Genomic DNA, 24,323 nt, shown 5'->3' on the forward strand with positions numbered 1-24,323 from the left:
CGGGACCGCACGCAGGCGCGGAGGATCCGGCATCCGCGAGCCCCCGACGGGGCAGGTCGTCGATCGGCGTAGAATTGGCACTCAGTCAAGTCGAGTGCCAGACGGGGAGGAGCAGCGCATGGTGTCGGAACGCGGCCTCCAAGTGCTCCGCGCGATCGTGCAGGACTACGTCGACACGCGTGAACCCGTCGGCAGCAAAGCGATCGTCGACCGGCACGCATTCGGTGTGTCGGCGGCGACCATCCGCAACGACATGGCGCTGCTCGAAGACGAAGACCTCATCGTCGCACCCCACACCTCGTCGGGCCGCGTGCCCACCGACAAGGGCTACCGCGTGTTCGTCGATCACCTCGCCGAACTGCGCCCGCTCTCGGGAGCGCAGCGCAGCGCGATCACCTCGTTCCTCGACGAGGCGGGCGATCTCGACGACCTGCTCGCCCGCACGGTGCGTGCCCTGACGCAGCTGACCGGCCAGGTCGCGATCGTGCAGTACCCGTCGTTCGCGCGCGCCAACCTCTCGCACGTGGAGCTCGTGGCTCTCGGCGGTCCCCGCGTGCTCGTCATCCTCGTCACCGACACCGGCCGCGTCTCGCAGCGGATCGCGCTCGTCCCGGCCGAGCCGGCCGAGGCCGACATCGTGCAGCTGCGCGCGCGTGTGGGCGCGGTGCTGGTCGGGCGCTCCGTCGCCGACTGCGCGCAGCAGGTCGCCGCGGTCGTCGCCGACGGCCCCCGCCCCGGCATCGCCCTCGACGCCGTCGCCGACGCCGTGTTCCGCGTCGTCGGCGAGGAGCTCGAGGAGTTCCGTCAGGATCGCCTCGTCATGGCTGGGGCGGCGACCCTCGCCAAGCGCGAATCCGACTTCCGCGGCAGCATCTACCCGCTCCTCGAAGCCATCGAGGAGCAGGTGACCCTGCTGCGGCTCATGACCGAGATGGTCGCCGACGAGAAGGGCTTGTCGGCCAGCATCGGCCGCGAGAACGAACCCTTCGGGCTCATCGAGGCCTCGGTGCTCGCGAGCCGGTACGACGGCTCGACGGGCGGTGCCCGCGTGGGCCTGCTCGGCCCCACCCGCATGGACTACTCCTCCAACCTCGCGGCGGTTCGCGCCGTCGCGCACTATCTGACCCGGATGCTCGAAGACGACGACAGCGCGCGCTGACGAGCACCCCACCGAGAACGACCCCGCACCCGCGGGCAGGAAGGCGATTGTGGCTGACCACTACGAGGTCCTCGGCGTCGAACGAGACGCCAGCGCCGACGAGATCAAGAAGGCGTACCGCCGTCTCGCTCGTCAGTTGCACCCCGACGTGAACCCCGGTGACGACGCGTCCGAACGCTTCAAGCTGGTCACGCACGCGTACGACGTGCTCAGCGACCCCGAGCAGCGTCGGCGCTACGACATGGGCGGCGACCAGAACCCCTTCGGCGGGGGCGGGGGAGCGGCCGGCTTCGGCGGGTTCAGCGACATCTTCGAGACGTTCTTCGGTGGGGCCCAGGGCGGCGGAGGCGGGCGGGGACCGCGTCCGCGTTCGCGTCGCGAGCGCGGGCAGGACGCCCTCGTGCGCGTCACGCTCGATCTCGGCGACGTCGTCTTCGGTACCCACCGCGACCTCGACGTCGACACCGCCGTGCTCTGCGAGACCTGCCAGGGAGCGTGCACGCAGCCCGGCACGAGCGAAGTCACCTGCGACATCTGCCACGGCTCGGGTCACGTGCAGCGCACGGTGCGCAGCCTGCTCGGCAACGTCGTCACCAGCCAGCCCTGCAACGTGTGCCACGGACACGGCACGACCATCCCCTACCCCTGCGGCACCTGCCAGGGACAGGGACGCGTGCGCGCCCGTCGTACCGTGTCGGTCGACATCCCCGCCGGCGTCGAGTCGGGCCTGCGCCTGCAGCTTCCCGGTTCGGGTGAGGTCGGCCCCGCCGGCGGCCCCAACGGCGACCTGTACCTCGAGATCACCGTCGACGCGCACGAGGCTTTCAGCCGCGAGGGCGACGACCTGCTCGCCACCCTCGAGGTGTCGATGCCGGATGCCATCCTCGGCACCACCACGACGATCGACGCCCTCGATGGTGCCGTCGAGCTCGAGGTGCGCCCGGGCGTGCAGTCGGGCGACGTGCTCACCATCAAGGGCCGCGGCATCACGCCGCTGCGCGGAAGCCAGCGCGGGGACCTGAAGGTCGGCGTGCACGTCGTGACGCCCACGCGCCTCGACCACAAGGAACGCGCCCTCATCGAGGAGTTCGCCAAGCGCACGAAGGCCCCCCAGCCGCGCCTGGCCGAGCACCAGCAGGGCATGTTCTCGAAGTTCCGCGACCGCTTCCGGCACTGACCGTGGCGCTGCACTTCGTCACCGACGAGGCGGCATCCGCTCAGCCGGGGGACACCGTCACGCTCACCGGAGCAGAGGCGCACCACGCCGCAGCGGTCCGCCGGGTGCGGGTCGACGAGGCGGTCACCCTCGGCGACGGTCATGGGGCGTGGCTGTCGGGCCTCGTCACGGCCGCGACGCCCAAGCAGGTCGACGTGCGGGTGACGGGCCGCGAGGAGCATCCGGCCCCGTCGCCGCGCTTCGTGCTCGTGCAGGCGCTCGCGAAGGGCGACCGTGACGAACTCGCGGTGCAGGCGGCGACCGAACTCGGCGTCGACGCGATCGTTCCGTGGCAGGCGGCGCGGAGCGTCTCGCGCTGGGATGCCAAGGCCGACAAGGGTCTGGCCCGCTGGCGCACCATCGTGCGCGAGGCGGCGAAGCAGGCGCACCGCGCGTGGATCCCCGACGTCGAGGGCGTCGCCCGCACGGCCGACCTCGTGCGCCGCGCCGGCACCGACCTGGTGCTGGTGCTCGAGCCGTCGGCATCCGATCGCCTCACCGCGGTCGCCGTCGAAGCCTCAGACGGTCGCGACGTGGTGCTCGTGGTCGGGCCCGAGGGCGGGATCGCCTCCGACGAGCTCGACGCACTGGTGGCGGGCGGCGCTCGACTCGTGCGCCTCGGCGACACGGTGCTGCGCACCTCGACCGCGGGGGCCGCGGCGATCTCGGTGCTGTCGGCGGCGCACGGGCGCTGGTGAGCCCCCGCCGCGTTCCGATCCGCCCGTCCGGGGCGAGAAACGTCCCGATCCGCCCGTCCGGGGCGCGGAATGTGTATCGGGGCGCACAACAACCGCCCCGATGCACGGTTCACGCCCCGGCCACGAGTCGTACGGCTCGACGCGCCATCTCGCCCGTCGAGCCCGCACCTCCCGACCTGCGTGTCGGAGCCCCTCACTAGACTGGATGCCATGAGCGAACCGTCGATCTTCACGCGCATCCTGCAGGGCGAGATCCCCGCCGAGATCGTCGCCGAGACCGAGAACGCCTTCGCGATCCGCGACATCGCCCCGCAAGCGCCGGTGCACCTGCTCGTCATCCCCAAGACGCAGCAGTACCGCAACGTCGTCGAGCTGGCGGCGGGCGACCCCGACCTGCTCACCGAGGTCGTGGGGCTCGCGAACAGCGTCGCCGCCGAGCATGCCGACGGCGACTTCCGGCTGATCTTCAACACCGGCGAGGGCGCCGGCCAAACCGTCTTCCATGTGCACGCCCACGTCCTCGCGGGTGGCCTGAACGAAAAGAGCGTGGGTGTCTGACTCCGCCGAAGAATCCGTCGTCGACCGCATCGAGGTCGACGGCGTGGCCATGGTGCAGCTCCTCGGACCGCAGGATCGCCTGCTGCGCGTGGTCGAGAAAGAGCACCCCGAGGTCGACGTGCACGTCCGCGGCAACGAGATCACGCTGTCGGGCACCGCTTCCGCCGTCGCCGCGGCGCGGGGCCTCGTCGACGAGCTGCTCGCGATGACCCGCTCGGGCCACGGCCTCGACCCCTCCGACGTGAAGAGCTCGAACCGCATGCTCTCCGACGGCGGTCCCCGTCCGTCCGAGGTCATGGGCGAAGCGATCCTGTCATCGCGCGGCAAGGTCATCCGCCCCAAGACCGCCGGGCAGAAGGCCTACGTCGACGCGATCGACGAGAACACCATCGTGTTCGGCATCGGCCCCGCCGGTACCGGCAAGACCTACCTCGCCATGGCCAAGGCCGTGCAGGCGCTGCAGCGCAAAGAGGTCGCCCGCATCATCCTCACCCGGCCCGCCGTCGAAGCCGGCGAGCGTCTGGGCTTCCTGCCCGGCACGCTCACCGACAAGATCGATCCGTACCTGCGGCCGCTGTACGACGCGCTCAACGAGATGATGGACCCCGACATCGTGCCGAAGCTCATGGCGACGGGCACGATCGAGGTCGCTCCTCTCGCGTACATGCGCGGACGTACGCTGAACGACTCGTTCGTCGTGCTCGACGAGGCGCAGAACACCACGCCCGAGCAGATGAAGATGTTCCTCACGCGCCTCGGCTTCGGCACGCGCATGGTCGTCACCGGCGACATCACCCAGGTCGATCTGCCCCAGGGCGCGTCGGGTCTGCGTCTGGTCACCCGCGTGCTCGACGACATCGACGACATCCACTTCTCGCGCCTCACCAGCGAAGACGTGGTGCGTCACAACCTCGTCGGTCGCATCGTCGACGCGTACAGCGAGTACGACGAGAAGCGTCTCGTCGCCCGCCGCGAGCGTGACGAGGCCTCCGAGTTCGCCACCCGTGCGGAGCGACGCGGCTCGAGTGCCGCCGGTCCCCGCGATCACCTCCCGAGACGAAACCGCTCATGACGATCGAGATCAACAACGAATCCGACCACCAGATCGACGAGCAGGTGCTGCTGCGCCTGATGGAGTACAACCTCGCCGAGCTGCACGTCAGCGGCGACGCCGACGTGGCCATCGTGCTCGTCGACGAGGGCGCCATGGAGTCCTTGCACGTGCAGTGGATGGACGAACCCGGCCCGACCGACGTGCTCAGCTTCCCGATGGACGAGCTGCGCCCCGGCTCGGAAGACGCGCCCACCCCGGCGGGTCTGCTCGGCGACATCGTGCTGTGTCCTGCCGTCGCCGAGACCCAGGCGGTCGCGGCGAAGCACTCCACGCAAGACGAACTGATCCTGCTCACCACCCACGGACTGCTGCACCTCCTCGGCTTCGATCACGCCGAGCCCGATGAGGAGCGCGAGATGTTCGGTCTTCAGCGCGAGCTCATCGCCGGCTTCCAGGCCGTCGAGCGCCAGCGCCGCGCATGACCGAAGCGCTCCTGCTCGTCGCCGCCGTGCTGCTCGTCGCCTTCGGCGGGCTGATGGCGGCGTCCGAGGCCGCGCTCGGGGTCACCTCGCGCACCGACCTGCTCGAGCTGGGCGCCTCGGGGCGCAACGCCACGTCGCTGCGTCGCATCGCCGACGACACCAGTGCGCACGTGACCGCGGTCGTGTTCATCCGCGTACTCGCCGAGACCACCGCCGCGGTGCTCGTGACCGCGGCGTTCATGCTGCTCTTCGACGACATCTGGTTGGCCGTCGCGGCCGCCGCCGTGCTCATGACGGGCATCTCGTTCGTCGCCGTCGGGGCGAGCCCCCGCTCGGTCGGTCGCCAGCACGCCCGCGGTCTGCTGCGCGGCGGGGCACCCGTCATCCGGGGCATGCGCATTCTGCTCGGGCCTCTCGCGCACGGCCTCGTCGCCGTCGGAAACCGCGTGACCCCCGGAGTACCGCACTCGACGTCGTTCGCGTCAGAGGAACAGCTGCTCAGCATCATCGACGAGGCCGCCGAGAACGAGCTCATCGAGCAGGACGACCGCGAGCTCATCCACTCGGTGTTCGACTTCACCGACCGCTACGTCCGCGAGGTCATGGTCCCGCGCACCGACATGGTGACCGTCGGGGCCGGCGCCACCTCGCGTGAGGCCCTCGCTCTCTTCCTCGAGAAGGGCGTCTCGCGCGTTCCCCTCGCCGACGACGAGGCCGACGACGTCGTGGGGATGCTGTACCTCAAAGACCTCGTGCAGTTCGGCTTCCGCGACGAGGCGGGGTGGCGCGACGCGCCGATCCGCCGCATCGCCCGTCCGGCGGTGTTCGTGCCCGAGTCGATGAAGGCCGAGACCCTGCTGCAGCAGATGAAGAAAGACGCCGTGCACGTGTGCCTGGTCGTCGACGAGTACGGCGGCGTCGCCGGCCTCGTGACCCTCGAAGACCTGATCGAGGAGCTCGTGGGCGAGATCGCCGACGAGTACGACGCGCCCACCAGCGAGATCGTCGAGCTCGACGACAACCGGTACCGCGTGAACGCGCGCTTGGGCCTCGACGAGGTCGGCGACCTCTTCGGTCTCGAGCTCGACGACGAAGACGTGGACTCGATCGGCGGACTGCTGGGCAAGGCCCTCGGCCGCATCCCCCAACCGGGGGCCACGGCGGAACACTCCGGTCTCGTCATGACCGGCGGGGCATCGCGCGGCCGTAACCGCGGCATCGCCACGGTGATCGTGGAGCGCGCCGAGACTCCGAACGACGACAACGCCGAGGCCGATGGCCCCGCGCGTGAGAGGAACGACAGATGACCGACACCCGATCCGGTTTCGTGACCTTCGTGGGCAGGCCGAACGTCGGCAAGTCCACCCTGACCAACGCCCTCGTGGGCGAGAAGGTCGCGATCACCAGCGAGAAGCCGCAGACCACGCGTCGCGCCATCCGCGGCATCGTGAACCGCCCCGGCGGTCAGCTCGTGCTCGTCGACACCCCCGGCATCCACCGCCCGCGCACCCTGCTCGGACAACGTCTGAACGACCTGGTCGAACAGGTGCTGGGCGACGTCGACGTCATCGCCTTCTGCGTTCCGGCGACCGAGAAGGTCGGCCCGGGCGACCGTCGTATCGCCGAGTCGCTGTCGGGGTACCCCCGCGCCAAGAAGGTCGCGCTGGTCACCAAGACCGACGCCGCCTCGCGCGATCAGATCACGCAGCGTCTCGTCGAGGTCGACGCGCTGCGCGAGGACTGGGCCGCGGTCATCCCGCTCTCGGCCATCACCCACGACCAGCTCGACGTGCTCAGCGACGAGCTCCTCGCGCTCATGCCCCAGGGGCCCGCGCTGTACGACGCCGACATCGTCACCGACGAGACGCTCGAAGATCGCATCGCCGAGATCATCCGCGAAGCGGCGCTGCACGGCGTGCGCGACGAGCTCCCGCACTCCATCGCGGTCACGGTCGATGACGTCGCCGCGCGCGAGAACAGCGACCTCACCGACGTGTGGGCCAACATCGTCGTCGAACGCGACAGCCAGAAGGCGATCATCATCGGCCACAAGGGCTCTCGCCTGGCCGACGTCGGTGCGCGCGCGCGCGCGGGCATCGAGCCCCTCGTGGGCAGCCGGGTGTATCTCTCGCTGCACGTCCGCGTGGCCAAGGAATGGCAGCGCGACCCCAAGCAGCTCGGACGCCTCGGCTTCTGACCCCCACCCGGCCGCGCCGCACCCGCGCCGCGTTTCCGGGCGCACATGAGACGAACGACACGACGAAAGGTGCAGCCATGGCGATGAGGTGGACGGCTCCGGCCGCAGGACCGATCGAGACGTGGGTCTTCGACGAGGTCGAGGTGGCTCCGCCCGGCGCCGGGGAGGTCACGGTGCGCGTGCACGCCGCGGGCATCAACCCCGCCGATGCCAAGCACGTCGCCCAGGCGCGCCCGGGGGCCGAGTTCCCCGTCGCCATCGGCTACGAGCTCTCCGGCGAGGTATCGGCCGTCGGTCCCGACGCGGTCGGCGGCTCCGGCGCGCTGCACGTCGGCGACGAGGTCGTGGCGTTCCGCGTGCAGGGCGCATACGCGACCGAGCTCACGGTGCCCGCCCGCGACGTCTTCGCCAAGCCCGCACGGCTCTCGCACGCCGAGGCGGCCAATCTGCTTCTGGCGGGAACGACGGCGGCCGAGATGGTTCAGGTCACGCGGGTGACCGCGGGTGACACGGTGCTGCTCCACGCCGCCTCGGGCGCCGTCGGCGTGAGCCTGCTGCAGCAGGCGCGCGAGCTCGGTGTGCGCGTGATCGGCACGGTGGGACCGGATGCCGACGAGTCGGCGGCACGCGTCCGCCACTACGGCGGTATCCCGGTGGCCTACGGCGACGGCCTCGCCGAGCGCGTCGCGACCGCCGCCGAGGGAGCTCCCGTCGTCGCCGCGTGGGATGCGGCGGGCACCGACGAGGCGATCGACGTCTCGCTTGGGCTGGTGTCGGAGCGCGACCGCATCGTCACGATCGTTCGCCCCGACCGCGCCGAGGCCGACGGGTTCCTGTGGATCGCAGGTTCGCGGCCCGAGAGCGCCCGGTTCCGCGACATCGCCCGTGCCCGCGTTCTGGAGCTCGCGGCATCGGGGGCTCTCGAGGTGCCGGTCGCGCGTACCTACCCGCTCGCCGACGCGATCGAAGCCGTGGGCTTCGTCATGGACGGCCACCCGGGCGGCAAGGTGGCGTTGCTGGCGTAACCAGCGCTTACGGTTCGGTGGGGGAGGCGGGGTATCCACATGGCCGTCGTCGAACTCCCTGACGGTGAGGAACGAGCGGGCCGCACCGATAGCTGTGGTTGCTGAGGTCTCGACACGGTCGCGACGGCCACGTGCGCCTACTCGATCATGAGATCTCGGGAACCCCGCCGGAGGCCGGGGGCCCGACATCTTCCCCGGCCTGGCCACCGTCATTCGGTCACGCTGGACGGAATGACGACGATCAGGCCGGGGAAGGGACTCTCGCTCAGATGGTCGAGACGAGGAGGGCGCAGCCGTCGGCGTAGGAGTTGCTGCGGATGCTGAGGAGCCTCGAGATCGGGCGGGCCACCGATACGGCGGTCGGTGTCGACACCGTCCCGATGCTGCTGAATCCGGTGCGTCCCCAGGCGAGGAAGGTGCCGTCGCTCTTCAGCGCATAGGCACCGGACGGCGTCATGGCGACCTGCGTGACATTGGTCAGTCCGGGAATCTGCGTCGCGACAAAGGAATTCGTCGTGCCGTTGCGTCCCAGTTGACCGGCCGCGTTGCGACCCCACGACCACACGGTGCCGTCATTCTTCAACGCCAGGTAGTTCGCTCCGTTGTAATCTCCGAACACGGTTGAACCCGCCAACGCGGTGATGCCGGACAGTCCGAGAACCTTCACCGGTGTGTTTCGCTGCGTCGTCGTGCCGTCGGCCAGCTGACCCTCCGTGTTGCGACCCCAGGTCCATACCGTGCCGTCCTCCAGCACGGCACCCGCCGAGAACCCGACCCAGTTCACCACCTGAACCGCACGAGCCGGCAACACCACCTGACTCAATGCAACGGGGCTCGTCGTCGACCCCACGCCACCTCGACCCTCCGTGTTCCTGCCTTGGAACCACAGAGTGCCGTCACTCTTCAGCGCGTGCAGACCGAACTGACCCGCCTGAATCTGCGTAACGCCACTCAGCCCCTGGAACACCACCGGCAACGATTGAGTCGTCGTGGTGCCATCACCCAACTGCCCGTCCGTGTTCTCTCCCCAGCCGACGATCGTGCCGTCCTTCTTCAGGACATAAGCGGTGTTCGGGAGTTGAGTGGACGTCGACACTCGCGCAGCGTTGGTGATCTCGGGCATGACAACCCCGTTGCGCCACACCGACCCATCCGCCAACACCGCAAGCCCCCACTGGGGCGAATAGTCCACGACCGGCGACGGGAACACCGGCGATGTCTGCGCCAGACCCACCAGCAGGTTCGAACCGACCACCGGCACCGTCTCGGACGCCGAACTGTCACCGCCGTTGGCGGAGACCCGCAGCCTAGCCCCCGGTGTGCTCCACTGCGATGCGGTGACGCTGGTACTGAACACGCCGTTCTGACCCGTCGTCCCCGACGCCGCCCCGAAGGTCGCACCACCGGTTGCCGAGAGCGAGACGGCGGCTCCCGCGAATCCCACAGATCCCGCGGCGACCTTCGCATTCACCGTCCCCGCCACACCCGCCGTGAGGGTCGCCTCCACCACATCCACGGTTGTGGTGGTCTCCGAGGTGATGAGAGGGCACCCGTCGCCATAGGAGTGACCGTGGATGCCGACGACTTTCGCGATCGGGCGGGACACCGGCACGACGGTCGGTGTCGACACCGTCCCGATACTGCTGAGCCCCGTGCGTCCCCAGGCGAGGAAGGTGCCGTCCTTCTTCAGCGCGTACGCCCCGGACGGTGCCATCGCGATCTGCGCGACGTTGGACACCCCGGGAACCTGTGTCGCGACCGACGAGTTCGTCGTTCCGCCGTACCCCAGCTGACCAGACCCGTTACGACCCCACGACCACACGGTGCCGTCGTTCTTCAACGCCATCCAGTTCGCTCCGCTGTAGTCGGCGGATGTGCTCGACCCCGCCAATGCGACGATGCCCGACAGCCCGACGACCTGTGAAGGGGAGGTCCGCCGATGCGTCGTCCCATCGCCCAGCTGGCCTTGTTCGTTGTAACCCCAGGTCCACACCGTGCCGTCCTCCAGCACGGCACCCCCCGTGAATCCGGCCCAGTTCACGACCTGAACCGCACGAGCAGGCAAGGGCACTTGGGTCAATGGAACGGGGCTCGTTGACAAGCCCACGCCAGCTATCCCCCCAGTGTTCTGGCCCTGAAACCACAGAGTGCCGTCACTCTTCAGCGCATGTAGCCCGTAGAGACCCGCCTGAATTTGCGTGACATTGCTCAGGCCCTGGAACACCACCGGCGACGTTCGATCCGTGGTCGTGCCATCACCCAACTGCCCATCACCGTTCACTCCCCACCCCACGATCGTGCCGTCCTTTTTCAGGACATACGCGGAGTTCGGGCCGCCGTTGGAGGTCGACAATCGCGCCGCATTGGTGATCTCCGGCATGAGCACCCAATTGGGGCCGTTCTTCCACACCGACCCATCCGCCAACACCGCAAGTCCCCACAGCGGTGAGTAATCCACCACCGGAGAGGGGAACACCCGCGGAGTCTGCGCCAAGTCCGACATGAGGTTCGACCCCAACACCGGCACCGTCTCGGACGCCGAACCGTCGCTACTGGTGGCGGAAACCCGCACCTGGGTACCCGGTGTGCTCCATTGCGGTGCGGTGATGCTCGTGCTGAACACCCCGTTCTGACCCGTCGCACCCGATGCTGCACCTAAGGTCGCATTACCGGTTGCCGAGAGCGAGACGGCAGCTCCCGAGAGCCCCACAGAGCCCGCGGCGACCTTCGCGTTCACCGTCCCCGCCACACCCGCCGTGAGGGTCGTCTCCACCACGTCCACGCTCGTCGTGGTCTCCGCGGTGAGGAGGGCACATCCGTCCGGGTAAGCCTCGCCGTGGTTACCGATGAGTGTCGAGATCGGGCGGGATACCGACACGATGGTTGGTCTCGACACCGTCCCGACGCTGCTGAATCCCGTGCGCCCCCAGGCCAGCAAGACGCCGTCGGTCGTCAGTGCGTAGGCGCCGGACGGCGACATCGCGATCTGAGCGACCTTGAAGGCCCAGGGAACCTGAGTCGCAACCGACGACAACGTCGTGCCGCCGTACCCCAGCTGACCGGACTCGTTGCGACCCCACGACCACACGGTTCCGTCATTCTTCAAAGCCAGATAGTTGGCTCCGCTGTAATCCTGGAAGGTGGTCGACCCCGCCAACGCGATGATGCCCGACAGTCCGAGGACCTTCACCGGGGCGTTTGGCTGCGTCGACGTCCCATCGCCCAGCTGACCTTCATCGTTGATACCCCAAGTCCACACAGTGCCGTCCTCGAGCACGACACCCGCCGTCCACCCGACCCAGTTCACGACCTGAACCGCACGAGCAGACAAGGGCACCTTGGTCAACGGAACCGGACTATTCCACAAGCCCACGCCACCAATTCCGCCAAGGTTTCGGCCCTGATACCAGACAGTGCCGTCACTCTTCAGCGCGTGCAGCCCGAAGTTACCCGCCTGAATCTGGGTGACGTTGCTCAGTCCTTGGAACACCACCGGCGACGTTCGATCCGTCGTGGTGCCATCCCCCAACTGCCCATCGCCGTTCACTCCCCACCCCACAACCGTGCCGTCCTTCTTCAACACATAGACGGAGGTGGAGGCAGACAGTCGGGTCGCATTCGTGATCTCCGGCATGACCACCCAATTGGGGTCGTTCTTCCACACCGACCCGTCCGCCAACACCGCCAAACCCCACAGTGCTGAGTAATCCACCACCGGAGAGGGGAACACCCGAGGAGTCTGCGACAACCCCACCAGAAGGTTCGACCCCAACACCGTCGCCGACGCCGACGCCGACGTACCCCCCGACACAGCGGTGACGGCGACCGTCTTGCCCGGCGTCATCCAGGGAGTAGCGAGATCGATCGTTGTGGAGAACTGCCCCGCACCGTTCGTCGTCCCCGTCGCAGCGGCGAACACGCTCCCATCCGGACCCAGCAGGCTCACCACCTGGCCCGCGAGCGGGCTCCCGAGGTGATCGCGTACCGTCACGACCACCGGCGTCGCACCACTGGCCGGCAGCTGGTTGTTCGGCACCGACAGCGACACCTGAGTGGCATCCGATGTCGCCGCCCACGCGGGAGCCGCGGTCACCAGGCTCATCGCGGGAACCCCCCACGCCGCCGCCCCCACCACTGTGCGACGCGACACACCCGCAGGAGCCATCGACTCCTTGGTCACGGTACGAGATTTCATGAACAACCTCCAGGTAGGGCGCGACAGCGCCAGCCACTTCTGCTCGACACCATGGCATCCCGGAGTCTGGCCCGATTTCCGCCTTCCCCAGTGCGAGCGTGAATTCGAGCCACACCGCGCAGCGGTTCACCCGACACATCGCCCCTCAGGTCACCGTCACCCGGCAGATCGAGTCGACCACGCCCGGTCGCCCGCACCCACACCGAAGACGCAAAGGCCCCGCTCACGGGGCTGCTAAGATCGCTCCATGCGCTTCGGTGGCCTTCTTCTTCTTAGTTGCCGCGACGAGTCCTCGTTCTAAGGGCCTTCCTCGTCGCGGAGATCGTCGTCGGCCCCACCGAACGAATCTAAAGAAGCGACACATCATGAAGAACACCCAGAAGCCCACGTCCGCTCCGGTGCACAAGTACCGTCCGTTCCACGAGCAGATCCGGGTCGACATGCCCGATCGCACGTGGCCGTCGAAGCGCATCGAAGTCGCCCCGCGCTGGTGCGCCGTCGATCTGCGCGACGGAAACCAGGCCCTCATCGATCCGATGAGCCCCGAGCGCAAGCGCGTGATGTTCGACCTGCTCGTGAAGATGGGCTACAAGGAGATCGAGGTCGGCTTCCCCAGCGCCAGCCAGACCGACTTCGACTTCGTGCGCCAGCTGATCGAAGAGAACCTGATCCCCGACGACGTCACGATCCAGGTGCTGACCCAGGCGCGCGAGCACCTGATCGCCCGCACGTACGAGTCGATCGCCGGCGCTAAGCAGGCCATCGTTCACCTGTACAACTCCACGAGCGTGCTGCAGCGCGAGGTCGTGTTCCGCACCGACCAGCAGGGGATCGTCGACATCGCGCTCGAGGGCGCCCGTCTGTGCAAGCAGTACGAGGCGACCATTCCCCAGACCGAGGTCTACTACGAGTACTCGCCCGAGAGCTACACCGGTACCGAGCTCGAGTTCGCCCTGCGCATCTGCAATGAGGTGCTGGAGGTCTTCCAGCCGACGCCCGAGCGCAAGGTCATCCTGAACCTGCCCGCCACGGTCGAGATGGCCACCCCGAACGTCTACGCCGACTCGATCGAGTGGATGTCGCGTCACCTGAACCACCGCGAGAACGTCATCCTCTCGCTGCACCCGCACAACGACCGCGGCACGGCCGTCGCGGCGGCGGAGCTCGGGTACATGGCCGGCGCCGACCGCATCGAGGGCTGCCTGTTCGGCAACGGGGAGCGCACCGGAAACGTCGACCTCGTCGCCCTGGGCGTCAACCTGCTGACACAGGGCATCGACCCGCAGATCGACTTCAGCGACATCGACCAGGTCAAGCGCACGGTCGAGTACTGCAACCAGCTGCCGGTGCCCGAGCGCAGCCCCTGGGCCGGCGACCTGGTCTTCACCGCCTTCAGCGGTTCGCATCAGGATGCCATCAAGAAGGGCTTCGAGGCGATGGAGGCCCGCGCGGCATCCGAGGGCAAGAGCATCGACGACATCGAGTGGGCGGTTCCCTACCTGCCGATCGACCCGAAAGACCTGGGCCGCTCGTACGAGGCGGTCATCCGCGTCAACTCCCAGTCGGGCAAGGGCGGCGTCGCCTACCTGCTGAAGGCCGACCACGCGATCGACCTGCCGCGCAAGCTGCAGATCGAGTTCTCGGGCGTCGTGCAGACCCGCACCGACGCCGAGGGCGGCGAGGTATCGAGCGCCCAGATCTGGGACATCTTCACCGACGAGTACCTGCCCGCCGAAGACCACGACCAGCGCTGGGGCCGTTTCGAGCTGCTGTCGACGCGCTCGTCGAGTGACATGTCGGGCGACGTGCACCTCGACGTCGCCCTGCGCGACGGCGACGAGACCCACCCCGCCTCGGCCGTCGGAAACGGCCCCGTGGCCGCGTTCCTCGAGATCGTGCGCGCGCAGGGCTTCGACGTCACGCTCTACGACTACGTCGAGCACGCCCTGAGCTCGGGCGGCGACGCCCAGGCCGCGGCGTACGTCGAACTGCAGGTCGACGACCAGCGCCTGTGGGGCGTCGGCATCGACGGTGACATCTCGACGGCGTCGCTGAAGGCGATCGTCTCGGGCGTGAACCGCGCGATCCGCACCCGTCAGTCGGCCGACGCCCTCGCCGGCGTCTGACCTCGACGCCGAAGACCACGGCCGTGGCCTACACCCACGGACACCACGAGAGCGTGCTGCGTTCCCACGCCGCACGCACCGTCGCCGACTCGGCGGCGTACCTGGTGTCTTCACTGTTCGCCGGCGCCCGCATCCTCGATGTGGGCGCCGGCCCCGGCACCATCACCGTCGACCTCGCCGACCGGGTCTTCCCGGGGCGGGTCGTGGGAGTGGATGCCGCGCCCGACGTCGTCGAGGTCGCCCGCGCCACCGCGGGGGAGCGCACGAACGTCGAGTTCCGCACCGATGACGCGTACGACCTCGATGCCCCCGATGGGTCATTCGACATCGTGCATGCGCATCAGGTCCTTCAGCACCTGGCCCGGCCCGTCGACGCCCTGCGCGAGTTCCGCCGCGTGGCGGGCCCCGAGGGCCTGGTCGCGGTGCGTGACGTCGACTACGGCGGGGTGATCTGGCATCCACGGATCCCCGCCCTCGACGAGTGGCTCGAGATCTACCACGGGGTGCACCGCGGGGTGTCGGGCGAGCCCGACGCGGGCAGGCGGCTCAAGGCCTGGGCGCGCGAAGCCGGATTCGCCCGTGTCGAGGCCAGCGCCAGCGTGTGGGTCTTCGACACGGCCGAGAAGCGCGCGTGGTGGGGCGGCATGTGGGCTGACCGCGTCGTCGCGTCGGCCTTCGCGGGGCACGCCCGCCGGCTCGGACTCGCCGACGACGCCGCGCTGCAGCGCATCTCCGATGCGTGGCGCGAGTGGGCGGCGCACCCCGACGGGTGGATCCTGCTGCCGCACGGCGAGGTGCTCGCCCGGGGGTGACAGGGCCTCTCCGGCCCCGGCCGACACGGCGGGGCCGGAGGGCAGTGCGAGGGCGCGTGCACGGTCGGCGGGCGGTGCGAGGATGAGAAGGTGATCCGCGTCGATGCCCTGTACCGCTATCCCGTCAAAGGCTTCACGCCCGAACGCCGGGCGCAGCTCGTCATCCAGGACGACGGACGGGTGCAGGGCGACCGCGCCCTCGTCTTCCGCTTCGCCGACGCGCTCGAGCCCGAAGACGCGACGTTCCCGAAGAGTCGCGGCTTGGCGCTGATGACCTTCCCCACGTTGGCGCGCGTCGACCTCGCCTACGACGACGAGGCTCGAACCCTGCGCCTGCGCGTCGACGACATCGACATCGAGGCCGACCTCAGCGAGAGCGGGCGCACGCGCCTCGCCGATGCCGTGACGGCGTACCTGCGCACGACCAGCGACGCGAAGCTGCTCGACGCCGACGGCATCCTTCCGCTCGGGCTGCTGGGCGACGGCCGCACCGCGAGGTTCCAGGATCGCCCGCGCGGATACGTCTCTCTGCACGGCACCGCCTCGGTCGAGGCCCTGGACGCCACCGTGCCGGCACCCGTCGACGATCGGCGATTCCGCTCGAACATCGTGGTCGGCGGCACCGCCGCGTGGACCGAGCTTGACTGGCGCGGTCGCGTACGCATCGGCGAGGTGGAGTTCGAGGTGCAGAAGCCGATCGAGCGCTGCGCCGCGATCACCGCCAACCCCGACACCGGGGTGCGCGACGCGCGACTGCTGCGCGTGCTCACGACCGAGTTCGCTCAGGACGAGCCGACCCTCGGCATCCTGCTCCTCCCCGTGGCCGGCGGCGGCATGATCCGCGAGGGCGATGAGGTCGTCGTCATCGCGTGAGTCGCCAGGAGGGCTCGGGCGCGGTTCAGGCCGCGTCGTCGGTGCGGATGATCGGGATGCCGGTGGTCTCGACCGCGACCTTTCGGCGGTAGAGCTTGCGCTGCTCCGGGAGCGAGAGGTCGAAGAGCACCGCCAGCACGCGGATCACGGTCGTCACGACGACGCCGATCACCGCGGCGAGGGGCAGGGGCACGCCGAAGGCGGCCGTGACGGCGAGTACCGCGCAGCCGCCACCCGCGGCGACGGCGTAGAGCGAGCCCACGTGCATGATCGCCACCGGCAGCCCCATCAGCACGTCGCGCAGCACGCTGCCGCCCGCGGCTGCCACGACGCCGACGAAAATCGCGGGCACGGCGGGCATGCCCAGGGCGAGCGCCTTCGACGTGCCGAACGCACCGAACAGACCGATCACGACCGCGTCGAGCATGACGATCGCACGGTTGAGACGCTGGAAGATCCCCGACAGCAGCATGCCGACGATCGACGCCAATGTCGCGGTGATGAGATACCAGTTGCTCTGAAGCGTCGCGGGCGTCAGCCCCAGCAGCAGGTCGCGGATCAAACCGCCGCCCATTCCCAGCAGGATGCCGATGATCGCGACGCCGAGCAGATCGAGGCGCCGCTGCCCCTGGAAGCCCGACGCGAACAGCGCCCCCTGCACGCCGCCCAGGGCGACGGCGGTGAGATCCGCCCACAGGGGGATGACGAAGACCGAGTTCACGGCATCCATTCTCCCCCCTTCGGTCTCGCCGCCCGCGGGGGTGGTTCATCTGTCGGACCGGTGGGGCTGGTGACAGCTATCGGGGCGTGTGCGCCACCGCAACGCGTGGCGGTCCGACAGACGGACCACTCCGCGCTGCGGATGGGTTCTCCCGCTCGGCCGGTCTCGCCGCCGGGGACGCGGTCCATCTGTCTGACCGGTGGGGCTGGTGACGCCTACCGGGGCGTGTGCGCCACCGCAACGCGTGGCGGTCCGACAGACGGACCACTCCGCGCTGCGGATGGGTTCTCCCGCTCGGCCGGTCTCGCCGCCGGGGACGCGGTCCATCTGTCTGACCGGTGGGGCTGGTGACGCTTACCGGGGCGTGTGCGCCACCGCAACGCGTGGCGGTCCGACAGACGCACCATTCCGCGCCGCAGACCCGGCCGCGCGCGCGCCGCGCAGGCCTCTCACGGGATCGCCGAACGATAATGGACTGTGCCCACCTACCGCGATGAAGTCGTGGTCCTGCGTACCCAGAAGTTGGGGGAGGCGGATCGCATCCTCACCCTGCTCAGCCGCCGCAACGGCAAGATTCGCGCGGTGGCGAAGGGCGTGCGGCGCACCTCGTCGCGGTTCGGCTCGCGCCTCGAGCCCTTCATGGTGGCCGACGTGCAGTTGGCGACCGGCCGCAATCTCGACATCGTGCAGCAGGCCGAGTCGCTCGGCTCGTACGGTGCCGACATCGTCGCCGACTACGACAGCTACACCACCGCCAGCGCGATGGTCGAAACCGCCGATCGGTTGAACGAGGCCGAGGCGACCCCGCAGCAGTACCTGCTGCTCGTGGGTGGGCTGCGCTCGCTCGCCCGCAGCGACCACGCGGCACGGAGCGTGCTGGATTCGTACCTGCTGCGGGCCATGGCGCTGTCGGGCTGGGCGCCCGGACTCGGCGAGTGCGCGCGCTGCGGCACCGTCGGCGATCACGACTACTTCCTTCCCCAGCTCGGCGGCGTCATCTGCTCGACGTGCGCGCCGGCCGGCTCTCCTCGGGTCGCCCGCGACACGGTCGACCTGCTGCGCTCGCTCATGGCGGGGGAGTGGGATGCCGTCGACTCCGCCGCCGGGCGCACCACCGCCGCCGCGTCGGGGCTCGTCGCCGCGTACGCCCAGTTCCATCTCGAACGGGGCATCCGTTCCCTCTCGCACCTGGAGGCGCATCCGTGACCCCGAAGCCCTTCACCCACCGCGACGCCGTGCCCTACCGTCCCCTCGACTGGACGGAGCAGTACCCGCCGGCCTACCCGAAGGGGGCGGTGCCTGAGCACGTGGCCATCGTCATGGACGGCAACGGTCGCTGGGCGAACCGCCAGGGTCTCACCCGTGTCGAGGGCCACCGGGCGGGCGAAGCGGCGCTGCTCGACGTCGTCGCAGGCGCCATCCAGGCCGGGGTGAAGCACCTGTCGGTGTACGCCTTCTCGACCGAGAACTGGTCGCGCTCTCCCGACGAGGTGCGTTTTCTCATGGGCTTCAACCGCGAGGTGCTGCACCGCCGTCGCGATCAGCTCAACGAGTGGGGGGTGCGCATCCGCTGGTCGGGCCGCAAGCCGCGCCTCTGGGGCTCGGTCATCAAGGAGCTGCAGCACGCCGAACGCCTCACCGAGGGCAACTCCACGCTGACGCTCACCATGTGCGTGAACTACGGCGGGCGCGTCGAGATCGTGGATGCCATGCGGCGCATCGGCGACGACATCGCCGCAGGTCGCCTCAAGCCCTCGGCGGTGACCGAGAAGCTGATCCGCAAGAACCTGTACCAGCCCGACATGCCCGACGTGGACCTGTTCGTGCGATCGAGCGGCGAGCAGCGCACGTCGAACTTCTTGCTGTGGGAGTCGGCGTACGCCGAGATGGTCTTCCTCGACACCTTGTGGCCCGACTTCCGACGCACGCACCTGTGGGACGCGATCGGGCTCTACCTGTCGCGCGACCGTCGCTTCGGCGGCGCGATCGACACCCCCACTGCCTGATTCCGGCGAAGATGCCGCCAACGGAATAGATCACCCGCCCGAAAGGTTGCACGCGATATGACGGATGCCATCAAGATCGACGTGTGGAGCGACATCGCCTGCCCCTGGTGCTACATCGGCAAGCGCAACCTCGAGAACGGGTTGGCCGCGACCGCCGCCGATGACGACGCCCCCGTGGTCGAGATCGAGTACCACTCCTTCGAGCTCTCGCCCGACACCCCCGAAGACTTCGACGGCGGCGAGGTCGACTACCTCTCGCAGCACAAGGGCATCTCGCCCGAGTCCGCGCGCGAGATGCTCGACCGGGTCACCGGCGTCGCCGCCGACGCGGGGCTGACCTACCGCTTCGACATCCTCAAGCACACCAACACGGTGAAGGCTCACGAGCTCCTGCACTTCGCGAAAGAGAACGGGCGTCAGCTCGAGCTCGCCGAGCTGCTCATGTCGGCGTACTTCCTCGAGGGTCGCCACGTCGGCCGCGACGACGACCTCGTCGACCTCGCGGTCGAGGCGGGCCTCGACGCCGACGCGGCACGCGAGGCCCTGGCCTCGCAGCGCTACCGCGCGGCCGTGCGCGCCGACCAGGAGCAGGCGCAGCAGTTCGGGATCACCGGCGTGCCGTTCTTCGTCATCGATGGCAAGTACGGCGTGAGCGGTGCGCAGCCGGTCGAGGCGTTCACGCAGATCGCCCGCCAGGTCTGGGGCGAACGTCGCGAGGCGTCGGAGACCGCCGACGCGTGAAGCTTCTCCACAGCGGTGCCCGTCCCGGCGTCTGACCGGACCGGGCACCGCTGTCTCATGAGGTCTGGGAGAATGAACGAGTGAACACGGCATTGGCTCCGGCGCGGACGCTCCGCATCGGCAACATCGAACTCGACGCCCCCGTCGTGCTCGCCCCCATGGCCGGCATCACAAACACCGCGTTCCGTCGGCTGTGCCGCGAGTACGGCGCCGGCCTGTACGTCAGCGAGATGATCACGACGCGTGCCCTGGTGGAGCGCAACGAGACCACCCTGCGCCTCATCCGCCACCACGAGTCCGAGACCCCCCGCTCGATCCAGCTCTACGGCGTGGATCCCGCGACGGTCGAAGCGGCGGTGCAGATGATCGTCGACGAAGACCACGCCGACCACATCGACCTCAACTTCGGCTGCCCGGTTCCCAAGGTCACCCGCCGCGGCGGGGGAGCGGCCCTGCCGTGGAAGCTCTCGCTGTTCCGCGAGATCGTCGAGCGGGCCGTGCGCGCCGCCGGCGACAAGCCGCTCACCATCAAGATGCGCAAGGGCATCGACCCCGACCACCTCACCTACCTCGAGGCCGGACGCATCGCCGAGGGCGCGGGAGTGGCATCCATCGCCCTGCACGCCCGCACGGCATCGGAGTTCTACTCGGGTCACGCCGACTGGAGCGCGATCACGAAGCTCAAAGAGACCGTGACCGGCGTGCCCGTGCTGGGCAACGGCGATATCTGGTCGGCCGAGGACGCCGTGCGCATGATGGCCGAGACCGGGTGCGACGGCGTCGTCGTCGGCCGCGGCTGCCTCGGGCGTCCCTGGTTGTTCGGCGATCTCGCGCGGGCCCTCGGCGGCCCCGACGCCGCCCACGGAGCCCCCGTCGACGCCACCCTCGGGTTCGTCGCGCGCGCCTTCCGCCGTCACGCCGAGCTGCTCGTGGAGTTCTTCGACGACGAGGGGCGCGGATGCCGTGACATCCGCAAGCACGTCGCCTGGTACTTCAAGGGCTACCCCGTCGGCGGCGAGCTGCGAGCCAGCCTCGCGACGGCCTCGACCCTCGACGAGATCGACGAGCTGCTGGCCACGATGGAGCTCGACGCGCCGTACCCCGGTGCCCCGGCCGAGGGGCAGCGCGGGCGGGCGGGCACGCCCAAGCGCCCGGCCCTGCCCGACGGATGGCTCGACTCCCGCGAGATCGGCGACGCCGCCGGCCGCGCCCTCGCCGACGCCGAACTGGACCACAGCGGTGGCTGAGCTGAGCACGGCGACCGCTCGTCCCCTCGGCTATGCCGATGCCGACGCCGCCCGGTTCCACGTCGAGAAGCACCGTTCGCAGCGCGACGACTTCGCCCGCGACCGTGCGCGCGTGCTGCACTCCGCCGCGCTGCGGCGCCTCGCGGCGAAGACCCAGGTGCTGAGCCCGGCCAGCCCCGCCGACTTCGCTCGCAACCGACTCACGCACTCGCTCGAGGTCGCGCAGGTGGGCCGTGAGCTGGCGACGGCCCTGCAGCTGTCGCCCGACGTCGTCGACACGGCGTGCCTCAGCCACGACCTCGGTCACCCGCCCTTCGGCCACAACGGCGAACGCGCCCTCAACGACTGGGCGGCCGACATCGGCGGCTTCGAGGGCAACGCGCAGACGCTGCGGATCCTCACGCGCCTGGAGCCCAAGACCTTCGGCGCCGACGGCGAGCCGTTCGGGCTCAACCTGACGCGCGCGAGCCTCGACGCGACCTGCAAGTACCCCTGGACGGTCGACGAACCCGTCCCCGATCCGGGCGGGCGGCTCAAGTTCGGCGTCTACCCCGACGACGAGCCCGTCTTCCACTGGATGCGCGGGGGAGCGCCCGCGCGCCAGCGCTGCATCGAGGCCGAGGTCATGGACCTCTCCGACGACATCGCGTACTCGGTGCACGACTTCGAAGACGCGATGGTCAACCGCTACATCGACCCCGCCCGCCTGGCATCCAGGGTCGGCCGTGACGGTCTGCTCGACGCGATCCAGCGATGGGTCGGCTACGACTTCGTGCGCGACGACCTCGCCGAGGGGCTCGAGCGACTCATGTCGATGCCCGAGTGGATCCCCTCGTTCGACGGCACACGCCCCGCCCTCGCCCGCCTGAAGAACCTCACCTCCGACCTCATCGGCCGCTTCGCGCGCGCGGCCACCGCGGCGACCCGCGAGGCCTACCCGGCCGACGAGCTCACCCGCTACCGCGCCCACGTGATCGTCCCGGCCGAGGTCGAGACCGAGATGGCCGTGCTGAAGGGCATCATCGGGGCCACCGTCGTGTCGATCGACGGCCGCAAGGTGCTCTACCGCGAGCAGCGCCACGTGCTGAAGCGCTTGGCATCCGCCCTCTGGGAGAACCCCGGCGCGCTCGACGCCCTGCACGCCCCCGACTTCGAGGCCGCCGCCGACGACACCGCGCGTCGCCGGGTGGTCGTCGACCAGGTCGCGAGCCTCACCGACCAGCTCGCGATCGCCTGGCACAACCGCCTGGTGGGCGACGTCGATGCCGCCGAGCTGGGCGTCTGGGCGCCGGGCACCCGCGCACCCCGCGGAGCGGATGCCTGATGGCGCGCATCCGCCAGTCCGACATCGACGAGGTCAAGGGGCGGGTCAACATCGCCGACGTCGTCGGTGAACGCGTCGCCCTGAAGTCCGCGGGCGTCGGGTCGATGAAGGGCCTCTGCCCGTTCCACGACGAGCGCAGCCCCAGCTTCCACGTGCGGCCGCAGGTGGGCTACTACCACTGCTTCGGATGCGGGGAATCGGGCGACGTCTACTCGTTCCTGCGCGCGATGGACCACGTCTCGTTCACCGAGGCCGTCGAGCGCATGGCGGCGCGCGTCGGCTACACGCTGCACTACGAAGACGGCGGCGGGCCGGCTCCCGAGACGACCGGGCGGTCGCGCCTGTACGCGGCCAACGCCGCCGCCGCCGAGTACTTCCGCGCCCAGCTCATGACGCCCGAGGCCGAGACCGGGCGGCGCTTCCTCGGCGACCGCGGGTTCGACGCCGGGGCCGCCGCGCACTTCGGCGTGGGGTACGCGCCGAAGGGCTGGTCGCACCTCATGGACCACCTGCTCGCCCAGAAGTTCACCCGCGACGAGCTGTTGCAATCCGGACTTGTGTCGCAGGGGCAGCGGGGCGTGTACGACCGTTTCCGCGGCAGGCTGGTGTGGCCGATCCGCGACATCACCGGTCAGGTCATCGGGTTCGGGGCGCGCAAGCTCTACGACGACGACCAGGGCCCCAAGTACCTCAACACCCCCGAGACGCCGGTCTACAAGAAGGCCCAGGTGCTGTACGGCCTCGACCTGGCCAAGCGCGACATCTCGCGCTCGCACCGCGTGGTCGTCGTCGAGGGCTACACCGACGTGATGGCCTGCCATCTCGCGGGCATCACCACCGCGATCGCCTCGTGCGGAACGGCCTTCGGCAGCGACCACATCACGGTGCTCCGCCGCGTCATGGGAGACGACAGCGCCTCGGGCGAGGTCGTGTTCACCTTCGACCCGGATGCCGCGGGGCAGAAGGCGGCGCTGCGCGCCTTCGCCGACGAGAAGCGTTTCGCCGCCCAGACGTACGTGGCCGTGGCCCCCGAGGGCCTCGATCCGTGCGACCTGCGCCTGCAGCGCGGCGACGGTGCCGTGCGCGCGCTCATGGAGAACAAGGCGCCGATGTTCGAGTTCGTCATCGACCAGCGGCTCAAGGACTTCGACCTGTCGAGCGTCGAGGGGCGCGCCGGTGCCCTGCGCGCCGCGGCCCCGATCGTGGCCGACATCCGCGACCCGGCGCTGCGTCCGGGCTACGTCCGCGTGCTCGCCCGACGCCTCGGTCTCGACCTGCCCGAGGTCGGCAGCGCCGTCGAGCGCGCCGCGCGCGGCGCCGCGCGGGACGAGAAGCGCGACGCCCAGCGCGGGGGAGCGGGCGAGACGGAGCGCCCCGTGATCGCGCAGTCGGTGAGCCTGGCCTCGTTGCCCAACACGCGGGACGTCGCCCTCGAACGCGGCGCGATGATGGCCTTCCTGCAGTACGGGCATCGCATCGAGCCCGACCTGTTCCTGCGCGCCCTGCAGTCGCCGTTCGGACACCCCGCCCTCGAGGCCGTGCGCAGCTCGCTGGCCGCCACCGATCTGTCGCAGCCCGGGTGGGCCGTGGCCGCCGTCGAGGCGGTGCGCGAGCCTTTCCGCACCCTGGCCGCCGAGCTGTTGACGGCCGAGTTCCCGGCCCGCACCGAGGACGGCGCGGTCGCCTCGGCCAACGACCTGGCGCGAGGACTCCTCGTGCGCGAACTGGAGCGGGAGAAGAACGAGCTGCTGCGCGGCATCCAGCGGGTTCCGGCGGACTCCGAAGAGGGCCGCCGCCTGCGCATCCGACTGCGCGAACTCGACGGCGACCGCCAACGACTCGTCGCGCAGTAGGGCGCGCTGCTGGCATCGGCCCCCGTGGTGGGCGAG

At 69.7% G+C, this 24,323-nt stretch carries 20 protein-coding genes; 18 read left to right on the forward strand and 2 right to left on the reverse strand.

Going from position 1 to position 24,323, the window contains the following annotated elements; translation table 11 throughout:
* Positions 1-118: 118 nt before the first annotated feature.
* From hrcA to BJP65_RS00840, 9 genes are all read left to right on the forward strand, one after another.
* Positions 119-1,159 (forward strand): heat-inducible transcriptional repressor HrcA, encoded by a 1,041-nt coding sequence (gene hrcA / locus BJP65_RS00800; protein WP_070407928.1) that lies wholly within the window; start codon positions 119-121, stop codon positions 1,157-1,159.
* Between the two features lie 49 nt (positions 1,160-1,208).
* Positions 1,209-2,336 carry a molecular chaperone DnaJ gene (gene dnaJ, locus BJP65_RS00805; protein WP_055939967.1) on the forward strand — a complete coding sequence of 376 codons (1,128 nt, stop codon included), beginning with the start codon at positions 1,209-1,211 and terminating at the stop codon, positions 2,334-2,336.
* A gap of 2 nt (positions 2,337-2,338) precedes the next feature.
* Positions 2,339-3,073, forward strand: coding sequence for a 16S rRNA (uracil(1498)-N(3))-methyltransferase (locus BJP65_RS00810; RefSeq protein WP_070407929.1), 735 nt, complete (start codon positions 2,339-2,341; stop codon positions 3,071-3,073).
* A 210-nt stretch (positions 3,074-3,283) separates the two neighbouring features.
* Positions 3,284-3,631 (forward strand): HIT domain-containing protein, encoded by a 348-nt coding sequence (locus tag BJP65_RS00815; RefSeq protein WP_070407930.1) that lies wholly within the window; start codon positions 3,284-3,286, stop codon positions 3,629-3,631.
* Positions 3,632-3,680: 49 nt separating this feature from the next.
* On the forward strand, positions 3,681-4,703 hold the full coding sequence (locus BJP65_RS00820) for a PhoH family protein (protein WP_199858648.1): 1,023 nt from the start codon (positions 3,681-3,683) through the stop codon (positions 4,701-4,703).
* Entirely contained in the window at positions 4,700-5,167 is a 468-nt protein-coding gene (gene ybeY, locus BJP65_RS00825) for an rRNA maturation RNase YbeY (RefSeq protein WP_055939972.1), read from the forward strand. Before BJP65_RS00820 ends, ybeY begins: the two co-directional genes overlap by 4 nt.
* On the forward strand, positions 5,164-6,474 hold the full coding sequence (locus BJP65_RS00830) for a hemolysin family protein (RefSeq protein WP_070407932.1): 1,311 nt from the start codon (positions 5,164-5,166) through the stop codon (positions 6,472-6,474). Before ybeY ends, BJP65_RS00830 begins: the two co-directional genes overlap by 4 nt.
* On the forward strand, positions 6,471-7,364 hold the full coding sequence (era, locus tag BJP65_RS00835) for a GTPase Era (RefSeq protein ID WP_055837036.1): 894 nt from the start codon (positions 6,471-6,473) through the stop codon (positions 7,362-7,364). Before BJP65_RS00830 ends, era begins: the two co-directional genes overlap by 4 nt.
* 77 nt (positions 7,365-7,441) lie before the next feature.
* A complete protein-coding gene (locus BJP65_RS00840; protein ID WP_070407933.1) occupies positions 7,442-8,389 on the forward strand; it encodes an NADP-dependent oxidoreductase in 948 nt (315 codons plus the stop codon).
* A gap of 265 nt (positions 8,390-8,654) precedes the next feature.
* Here the strand turns inward: BJP65_RS00840 and BJP65_RS00845 are convergent, their stop codons facing one another.
* Positions 8,655-12,569, reverse strand: a complete 3,915-nt coding sequence (locus BJP65_RS00845) for a hypothetical protein (protein WP_181015957.1) — start codon at positions 12,567-12,569, stop codon at positions 8,655-8,657.
* 380 nt (positions 12,570-12,949) lie between these two features.
* Between BJP65_RS00845 and leuA the strand changes: the two genes are divergently transcribed.
* The 3 genes from leuA to BJP65_RS00860 all read left to right on the forward strand — a co-directional run bounded on the left by leuA (position 12,950) and on the right by BJP65_RS00860 (position 16,395).
* Entirely contained in the window at positions 12,950-14,710 is a 1,761-nt protein-coding gene (gene leuA, locus BJP65_RS00850) for a 2-isopropylmalate synthase (RefSeq protein ID WP_070407935.1), read from the forward strand.
* 23 nt (positions 14,711-14,733) lie between these two features.
* Positions 14,734-15,522, forward strand: coding sequence for a methyltransferase domain-containing protein (locus tag BJP65_RS00855; RefSeq protein ID WP_070407936.1), 789 nt, complete (start codon positions 14,734-14,736; stop codon positions 15,520-15,522).
* 90 nt (positions 15,523-15,612) lie between these two features.
* On the forward strand, positions 15,613-16,395 hold the full coding sequence (locus tag BJP65_RS00860) for an MOSC domain-containing protein (RefSeq protein WP_070407937.1): 783 nt from the start codon (positions 15,613-15,615) through the stop codon (positions 16,393-16,395).
* Positions 16,396-16,420: 25 nt separating this feature from the next.
* Here BJP65_RS00860 and BJP65_RS00865 read toward each other — a convergent pair whose 3' ends face one another.
* On the reverse strand, positions 16,421-17,125 hold the full coding sequence (locus tag BJP65_RS00865; RefSeq protein WP_070407938.1) for a trimeric intracellular cation channel family protein: 705 nt from the start codon (positions 17,123-17,125) through the stop codon (positions 16,421-16,423).
* Between the two features lie 468 nt (positions 17,126-17,593).
* Between BJP65_RS00865 and recO the strand changes: the two genes are divergently transcribed.
* The 6 genes from recO to dnaG all read left to right on the forward strand — a co-directional run bounded on the left by recO (position 17,594) and on the right by dnaG (position 24,287).
* Positions 17,594-18,322, forward strand: coding sequence for a DNA repair protein RecO (recO, locus tag BJP65_RS00870; RefSeq protein ID WP_070407939.1), 729 nt, complete (start codon positions 17,594-17,596; stop codon positions 18,320-18,322).
* Positions 18,319-19,122, forward strand: coding sequence for an isoprenyl transferase (locus tag BJP65_RS00875; RefSeq protein ID WP_055837057.1), 804 nt, complete (start codon positions 18,319-18,321; stop codon positions 19,120-19,122). Before recO ends, BJP65_RS00875 begins: the two co-directional genes overlap by 4 nt.
* Positions 19,123-19,179: 57 nt before the next feature.
* Positions 19,180-19,863, forward strand: coding sequence for a DsbA family protein (locus BJP65_RS00880; protein ID WP_055837060.1), 684 nt, complete (start codon positions 19,180-19,182; stop codon positions 19,861-19,863).
* 80 nt (positions 19,864-19,943) lie between these two features.
* A complete protein-coding gene (gene dusB, locus BJP65_RS00885) occupies positions 19,944-21,110 on the forward strand; it encodes a tRNA dihydrouridine synthase DusB (RefSeq protein ID WP_070407940.1) in 1,167 nt (388 codons plus the stop codon).
* Between the two features lies 1 nt (position 21,111).
* Positions 21,112-22,434 carry a deoxyguanosinetriphosphate triphosphohydrolase gene (locus tag BJP65_RS00890; RefSeq protein WP_156784929.1) on the forward strand — a complete coding sequence of 441 codons (1,323 nt, stop codon included), beginning with the start codon at positions 21,112-21,114 and terminating at the stop codon, positions 22,432-22,434.
* Positions 22,434-24,287, forward strand: a complete 1,854-nt coding sequence (dnaG, locus tag BJP65_RS00895; protein ID WP_070407942.1) for a DNA primase — start codon at positions 22,434-22,436, stop codon at positions 24,285-24,287. Before BJP65_RS00890 ends, dnaG begins: the two co-directional genes overlap by 1 nt.
* Positions 24,288-24,323: the final 36 nt, after the last annotated feature.

Origin of the sequence: Microbacterium sp. BH-3-3-3 (genome assembly GCF_001792815.1) — a bacterium.
Taxonomy (GTDB): domain Bacteria; phylum Actinomycetota; class Actinomycetes; order Actinomycetales; family Microbacteriaceae; genus Microbacterium.